Raw genomic sequence first — 7,349 nt, 5'->3', positions numbered from 1 at the left:
GCGAGGGTGATCTCGGTCTGCATGTCGGCCAGCTTCTTCTGGATCAGCTGGTTGGCCGCCAAGGGCCGGCCGAACTGTTGGCGGTCGAGGGTGTACTGGCGCGCGGTGTGCCAGCAGAACTCGGCCGCACCCAGCGCCCCCCAGGAGATGCCATAGCGAGCAGAGTTGAGGCAGGTGAACGGACCTTTGAGGCCGCGCACGTCCGGGAAGATGTTTTCCTCGGGGACGAAGACGTTATCCATCACGATCTCGCCGGTGATGGACGCCCGCAGCCCGACCTTGCCATGAATGGCCGGCGCGCTCAGGCCCTGCCAGCCTTTCTCCAGCACGAAGCCACGGATATCGCCGGCATCGTCCTTGGCCCACACCACGAAGACGTCGGCGATCGGGCTGTTGGTGATCCACATCTTGCTGCCGGTCAGGCGATAGCCACCGTCCACCGAGCGGGCACGGGTGATCATGGCGCCCGGGTCGGAGCCGTGGTTGGGCTCAGTCAGGCCGAAACAGCCGATCCATTCGCCGCTGGCCAGCTTGGGCAGGTATTTCTGTTTCTGCGCCTCGGTGCCGAATTCGTTGATCGGCACCATCACCAGTGAGCTCTGCACACTCATCATCGAACGGTAGCCGGAGTCCACACGCTCCACTTCACGTGCAATCAGGCCGTAGCACACGTAATTGAGGCCGCTGCCGCCGTACTGCTCGGGAATGGTTGCACCCAGCAGGCCGATCTCGCCCATCTCGCGGAAGATGGCCGGGTCAGTCTTTTCGTGGCGGAAAGCTTCCAGTACCCGTGGCGCCAATTTGCCCTGGGCGAACTGCTGGGCGCTGTCGCGCACCATGCGTTCTTCCTCGCTGAGCTGCTGGTCGAGCAGCAGCGGATCGATCCAGTTGAAGCTGGCCTTGGCGCCCATGGTGTGTCCTCGTCGCAAATGAATGGCAATGCATTGATGCTAGGCGCCGAACGGGCAGGGGACAAACGAGGATTTCGCATAGCCTTGTGCTAATTTCTCACTCCGAGAGGCGGAAAAAGCCCAATAAGCGCCTCCACCTGTGAGGTTGCCGTACATGCGCCGAAAAATCCCTAGCACTACCGCGCTGATCTGCTTCGAAGCCGCCGCGCGTCATGAGAGTTTTACCAAGGCCGCCCATGAACTGTCCCTGACCCAAGGCGCCGTGTGCCGGCAGATAGGTGGCCTGGAAGAGTTCCTCAATGTGGAACTGTTCCAGCGTTCAAGGCGCGGGGTGAAACTGACCGAGGCGGGGCTGTCCTATAGCCGCCAGGTGGCCACGCAACTGGATGCCGTGGAGCGCGACACCCTGTCGGTGATGGGGCAGCAGGGCAGCAATACCATTGAACTGGCGGTGGTGCCCACGTTCGGCACGCAGTGGCTGCTGCCCAGGCTGAAAGGCTTCCAGCAGCAGCACCCCGACATCACCGTCAACCTGACCAACCGCACCCGCCCGTTTCTATTCGCCGACACACCGTTCGACGCCGCTATCTACTTCGGCGACGCCGACTGGCCCGGTACCCAGTCCCATCGACTGATGGGCGAGAACCCGGTGCCGGTGTGCAGCCCGGCCCTGCTGGAGGGCAGGGCGCACCTGGACGCTGCCGCTATCGCCCAATTGCCCCTGTTGCAGCAGACCACCCGGCCCTATGCCTGGCGCCAATGGTTCAACAGCCTGGGCATGAGCGTCAGCCGCGACATGACAGGCCCGCGCTATGAACTATTCTCCATGCTTTCCCAGGCAGCCATGCACGACATGGGCATCGCGCTGATCCCGCCGTTCCTGATTCAGCGCGAGTTGGAGGAGGGCAGGCTGGTGATCGCCAACCCTCACGCACTGGCCAGCCCCAAGGCTTATTACCTGATGATTGCCGAGCGAAAGGTGGAATCCGCGTCACTCAAGGCATTTCGCGACTGGCTGATGGCTGAATCGTTTCGCTATGTAGCTGATCATGAAGGGAAAGCTGTAAAAGTAACTATGTAGTCCATAAAAACGCGTACCTACAGATATAAGGAAATGTCGTTTTTACGAAGACTGTTATGGCGGCGTGTAAAATTTGCTGAACACCCCGTTCTACATGGCCTACAGCGATTTTCGCGGGTCATTCCGCGCTATTCATCGGAACAATGTAAAAAAATATTAAATCCCTACAGAAAAGCTGGAAAGCCCGAGCTACCGGGGCTCGACTGGGTATGTTGCGGCAATCGGTCACAGGGTGACTTGTAGTGTTTCGTCCGTCACCCTTCATAACTGGTTGAAGGCCTGCAATAACGCCTGCAAAATGCCGCGCCCCGCTGGAATCAGGCGGGATCGTGCTGATCGGCCGCCCCAGCTGCGCCATCCGTAGTGCGCTGGTTAACTCAATAAGATCAAGCAGGAGATTAGACGTGCACATTGGTGTTCCTCTCGAAACGCAGACGGGCGAAACACGGGTTGCTGCAACCCCGGAAACCATCAAGAAACTGATCGGCCAAGGCCACAAGGTCACTGTCCAGAGTGGCGCCGGCGTGAATGCCAGCGTGACCGACAGCGCCTATGAAGCCGCCGGCGCCACCATTGGCAGCGCAAGCGATGCCTTCGGTGCCGAGCTGATCCTGAAGGTGGTTGCCCCCAACGACGCAGAACTGGCGCTGATCAAGAGCGGCACCGTTCTGGTTGGCATGCTCAACCCGTTCAACAACGAAACCATCGCCAAGATGGCCGAACGCGGCATTACCGCCTTTGCCCTGGAAGCTGCCCCGCGTACTTCCCGCGCGCAGAGCCTGGACGTGCTGAGCTCGCAAGCCAACATCGCCGGCTACAAGGCCGTGCTGCTGGCTGCCCATCACTACCCGCGCTTCATGCCGATGCTGATGACTGCTGCCGGTACCGTGAAGGCTGCCCGCGTGCTGATTCTGGGCGCCGGCGTTGCCGGCCTGCAGGCCATCGCCACGGCCAAGCGCCTGGGTGCGGTGATCGAGGCGTCGGACGTACGTCCTGCGGTGAAGGAGCAGATCGAGTCGCTGGGCGCCAAGTTCATCGATGTGCCGTACGAAACTGACGAAGAGCGCGAGTGCGCCGAAGGTGTTGGCGGTTACGCCCGCCCGATGCCCGCCAGCTGGATGCAGCGCCAGGCCCAGGCCGTTCACGAACGCGCCAAGGCCTCGGACATCGTCATCACTACCGCACTGATCCCGGGCCGCAAGGCACCGACCCTGCTGAGCGCCGAAACCGTCGCTCAGATGAAACCAGGCTCGGTGGTCATCGACCTGGCCGCCGCACAAGGCGGCAACTGCCCGCTGACCGTGGCCGATCAGGTGGTGGTCGAGAATGGCGTGATCATCTGTGGCCCCACCAACCTGGCTGCCATGGTCGGTGCCGATGCCTCGGCGCTGTACGCACGCAACCTGCTGGACTTCATGAAGCTGGTGTTCGACAAGGACGGCCAGTTCACGATCAACCTTGAAGACGACATCGTCGCCGCGTGCCTGATGTGCCGCGACGGCCAAGTCATCCGCAAGAACGGCTGAGGACAATAACAATGGAAGACATGCTGATCTCCCACGGCGTCTATAACCTGATCATCTTCGTACTGGCGATCTACGTCGGCTACCACGTGGTCTGGAACGTCACACCTGCCCTGCACACCCCGCTGATGGCCGTTACCAACGCCATCTCGGCCATCGTCATCGTCGGTGCCATGCTGGCCGCTGCCCTGACCGTGACCCCACTGGGCAAAATCATGGGCACCCTGGCCGTGGCCCTGGCTGCGGTGAACGTATTCGGTGGCTTCCTGGTGACGCGCCGCATGCTGGAAATGTTCAAGAAGAAGGCGCCAAAAGCGTCGGCCGAGGTGAAAAAGTAACATGAGCATGAACCTCGTCACTCTTCTGTACCTCGTTGCCTCGATCTGCTTCATCCAGGCACTCAAAGGCCTGTCGCACCCGACCACGTCGCGTCGCGGCAACCTGTTCGGCATGCTGGGCATGACCCTGGCCGTGCTGACCACCGTTGGCCTGATCTACAAGCTGGGCGCCGAACTGGCCACCGGCGGCATCGCCTACGTGATCGTCGGCCTGCTGGTGGGCGGCACTGCCGGCTCCATCATGGCCAAGCGCGTGGAAATGACCAAGATGCCTGAGCTGGTCGCCTTCATGCACAGCATGATCGGCCTGGCTGCGGTATTCATCGCCATTGCCGCGGTGGTAGAGCCTCAGTCGCTGGGTATCGTCCCGGCCCTGGGCGACGCCATCCCTGCCGGTAACCGCCTGGAGCTGTTCCTGGGCGCGGCCATCGGTGCCATCACCTTCTCCGGTTCAGTGATCGCCTTCGGCAAGCTGTCGGGCAAGTACAAGTTCCGCCTGTTCCAGGGCGCACCGGTACAGTTCGCCGGCCAGCACAAGCTGAACCTGATTCTGGGCCTGGCTACCCTGGGCCTGGGCCTGACCTTCATGTTCACCGGCAACTACGCGGCCTTCGCCGTGATGCTGGCCCTGGCCTTCATCCTGGGCGTGCTGATCATCATCCCGATCGGCGGCGCAGACATGCCGGTGGTTGTGTCGATGCTCAACAGCTACTCGGGCTGGGCGGCGGCCGGTATCGGCTTCTCGCTGAACAACTCGATGCTGATCATCGCCGGCTCCCTGGTGGGTTCGTCGGGTGCGATCCTGTCGTACATCATGTGCAAAGCCATGAACCGCTCGTTCTTCAACGTGATCGGCGGCGGCTTCGGCGGCGCCACTGACGTTGGCGGCCCGGCTGGCTCGAAAGAAGCCCGCCCGGTGAAATCCGGTTCGGCCGACGACGCAACCTTCCTGCTGACCAACGCCGACACCGTGATCATCGTCCCGGGCTACGGCCTGGCTGTGGCCCGTGCCCAGCACGCGCTGAAAGAGCTGACCGAGAAGCTGACCCACAACGGCGTGACCGTGAAGTACGCGATCCACCCGGTTGCCGGTCGTATGCCTGGCCACATGAACGTACTGCTGGCCGAGGCCGAAGTGCCGTACGACCAGGTGTTCGAGATGGACGACATCAACTCCGAGTTCGGCCAGGCCGACGTGGTGCTGGTGCTGGGTGCCAACGACGTGGTCAACCCTGCCGCCAAGAACGATCCGAAGTCGCCGATCGCCGGCATGCCGATTCTGGAGGCCTTCAAGGCCAAGACCATCATCGTCAACAAGCGCTCGATGGCCAGCGGTTACGCCGGCCTGGATAACGAACTGTTCTACCTGGACAAGACCATGATGGTGTTTGGTGACGCGAAGAAAGTCATCGAAGACATGGTCAAGGCTGTCGAATAACGGCTTGATCCACGGCAATACCCAAAACCCCGGCGCTGGTTAGGCTGGGGTTTTTTATTTGTGGCAACCCTTCCGTAGCCGCTGCCGCAGGCTGCGCTGGCCCTCATTTACGCTGGAGATTTCCAGTGCAGCAATGGGCCAGCGCAGCCTGGCGGCAGCGGCTACAGGACCGGTGGCTTACGACCTAAGTCGGGCGCCGAATTTTTTTGAAATCACTAGACTGCGCACAGCTCCGCTACCTGAGATAACACAACATGTACCGTGACCGTATCCGCTTGGACGCCTTGCAGAGCAAGGTGATGAGTGCGGCTGATGCCGCTGCCCTGATCAAGGACGGCATGACCGTCGGCATGAGCGGCTTCACCCGCGCCGGCGAAGCCAAGGCCGTACCCCACGCGCTGGCCGAACGCGCCAAGGCAACGCCGCTGCAGATCACCCTGATGACCGGCGCCAGCCTGGGCAACGACCTGGACAAGCAACTGACCGAGGCCGGTGTACTGGCCCGGCGCATGCCGTTCCAGGTCGACAGCACCCTGCGCAAGGCCATCAACGATGGCAAGGTCATGTTTATCGACCAGCACCTGTCCGATACCGTCGAGCAGCTGCGCAACCGCCAGATCAAGCCGGTGGACCTGGCCGTGATCGAATGCGTGGCCATTACTGAAGAAGGCCACCTGGTGCTCAGCACCTCGGTGGGCAACTCGGCCAGCTTCGCTATCCTGGCCAAGGAAGTGATCGTCGAGATCAACCTGTCGCAGCCGCTGGAGCTCGAAGGCCTGCACGACGTCTACATCCCCAGCTACCGCCCGACACGCCTGCCTATCCCTGTGCTGAAGTCGGACACGCGCATCGGCAGCGGTGCGGTGAAGATCGACCCGGCCAAGATCGTCGGCATCGTCATCAGCAACCAGCCCGACTCGCCGTCCACGGTGCTGCCGCCGGACGCCGAAACCCAGGCCATCGCCGACCACCTGGTGGCGTTCTTCAAGAGTGAAGTGGCCGAAGGGCGCCTGACCAACAGCCTGATGCCGCTGCAAGCGGGTATCGGCACCATCGCCAACGCCGTGATGTGTGGCCTGGTGGACTCGCCGTTCGAAAACCTGACCATGTACTCCGAAGTACTGCAGGACTCGACCTTCGACCTGTTCGACGCCGGCAAGCTGGAATTCGCCTCGGGCAGCTCCATGACCCTGTCGGCCAAGAAGCACGCCGAGGTGTTCGCCGATTTCAACCGCTACAAGTCGCGCCTGGTGCTGCGCCCGCAGGAAATCTCCAACCACCCGGAGGTGATCCGTCGCTTGGGCATCATCGGCATCAACACGGCGCTGGAGTTCGACCTGTACGGCAACGTCAACTCCACCCATGTGTGCGGCACCAAGATGATGAACGGCATCGGTGGCTCGGGTGACTTCGCCCGCAACGCGCACCTGGCGATCTTCGTCACCAAGTCCATCGCCAAGGGCGGCGCCATTTCCAGCGTGGTGCCGATGGTCAGCCACGTCGACCACACCGAGCATGACGTGGACATCCTGGTCACCGAGGTGGGCCTGGCCGACCTGCGTGGCCTGGCGCCGCGCGAGCGCGCCCGGGCGATCATCGACAACTGCGTGCACCCAAGCTACCGCACCGCATTGAACGAGTACTTCGAAGCAGCCTGCGAGCGTGGCGGCCACACCCCGCACATCCTGCGCGATGCACTGCAATGGCACAGCAACCTGGAAGAAACCGGGCGAATGCTGGCCGTGTAAAACACAACAGTTGGCAGCTGGTGCGAGGCTTTTGCGCATCAGTTGCCCAGCTGTTCCAAGTAGCCGTCTAAATCTGTACTGCTGTACCGGTAAAAACCCCGCCTCAACCCCCGCTAAAACCCAGGAATTGATCAAAAATGCACCATTCGAGTGCCGACCAATACAGTTGGCCTCATTTTCGGTCAAACAGTGCCCTTAAACAATTAACTGAACCCTCACAATACAAATGAACTGTGCCTGCAAATGTTGACTGTGCAGGAGGATCATAGGCACCAGTAGAAACCAACTAGCCAAGCCCGCCACAAGCGGA

General features: G+C 61.4%; 6 protein-coding genes (1 of these 6 cut by a window edge). 5 read left to right on the top strand and 1 reads right to left on the bottom strand.

What is annotated here, in order from left to right:
* A protein-coding gene (locus ACZ9GA_RS29165; protein WP_457358852.1) for an acyl-CoA dehydrogenase crosses the window boundary here: on the bottom strand, positions 1–911 show its 5' portion. 271 nt of this gene lie to the left of the window's left edge; only the first 911 of its 1,182 coding nucleotides appear in the window; it begins with the start codon at positions 909–911; its stop codon lies beyond the left edge, outside the window.
* Between the two features lie 154 nt (positions 912–1,065).
* Here ACZ9GA_RS29165 and ACZ9GA_RS29160 point away from each other — a divergent pair, with 154 nt between their 5' ends.
* From ACZ9GA_RS29160 to ACZ9GA_RS29140, 5 genes are all read left to right on the top strand, one after another.
* The gene (locus ACZ9GA_RS29160; protein WP_457358854.1) at positions 1,066–1,992 is read left to right on the top strand and encodes a LysR family transcriptional regulator; all 927 of its coding nucleotides are present in this window, start codon (positions 1,066–1,068) and stop codon (positions 1,990–1,992) included.
* A 404-nt stretch (positions 1,993–2,396) separates the two neighbouring features.
* Positions 2,397–3,518 (top strand): Re/Si-specific NAD(P)(+) transhydrogenase subunit alpha, encoded by a 1,122-nt coding sequence (locus ACZ9GA_RS29155; protein WP_457358856.1) that lies wholly within the window; start codon positions 2,397–2,399, stop codon positions 3,516–3,518.
* A gap of 11 nt (positions 3,519–3,529) precedes the next feature.
* Positions 3,530–3,853, top strand: coding sequence for an NAD(P) transhydrogenase subunit alpha part 2 (locus ACZ9GA_RS29150; RefSeq protein WP_008367291.1), 324 nt, complete (start codon positions 3,530–3,532; stop codon positions 3,851–3,853).
* A gap of 1 nt (position 3,854) precedes the next feature.
* Positions 3,855–5,291: an NAD(P)(+) transhydrogenase (Re/Si-specific) subunit beta gene (locus ACZ9GA_RS29145; protein ID WP_457358857.1), complete on the top strand. Its 1,437-nt coding sequence runs from the start codon at positions 3,855–3,857 to the stop codon at positions 5,289–5,291.
* A 254-nt stretch (positions 5,292–5,545) separates the two neighbouring features.
* Positions 5,546–7,039 carry an acetyl-CoA hydrolase/transferase family protein gene (locus tag ACZ9GA_RS29140; protein ID WP_457358859.1) on the top strand — a complete coding sequence of 498 codons (1,494 nt, stop codon included), beginning with the start codon at positions 5,546–5,548 and terminating at the stop codon, positions 7,037–7,039.
* The last annotated feature ends 310 nt before the right edge of the window (positions 7,040–7,349 follow it).

This window comes from Pseudomonas sp. TE3644 (assembly GCF_056278815.1).
Note: the sequence above shows the minus strand (reverse complement) of the source record. Positions and strands in the feature narration are given on the sequence as shown.

Excerpts from the sequence above, each read along its gene's own strand:
- ACZ9GA_RS29160 (WP_457358854.1), top strand. The coding sequence starts at position 1,066 with ATGCGCCGAAAAATCCCTAGCACTACCGCGCTGATCTGCTTCGAAGCC.
- ACZ9GA_RS29150 (WP_008367291.1), top strand. The coding sequence starts at position 3,530 with ATGGAAGACATGCTGATCTCCCACGGCGTCTATAACCTGATCATCTTC.
- ACZ9GA_RS29145 (WP_457358857.1), top strand. The coding sequence starts at position 3,855 with ATGAGCATGAACCTCGTCACTCTTCTGTACCTCGTTGCCTCGATCTGC.
- ACZ9GA_RS29140 (WP_457358859.1), top strand. The coding sequence starts at position 5,546 with ATGTACCGTGACCGTATCCGCTTGGACGCCTTGCAGAGCAAGGTGATG.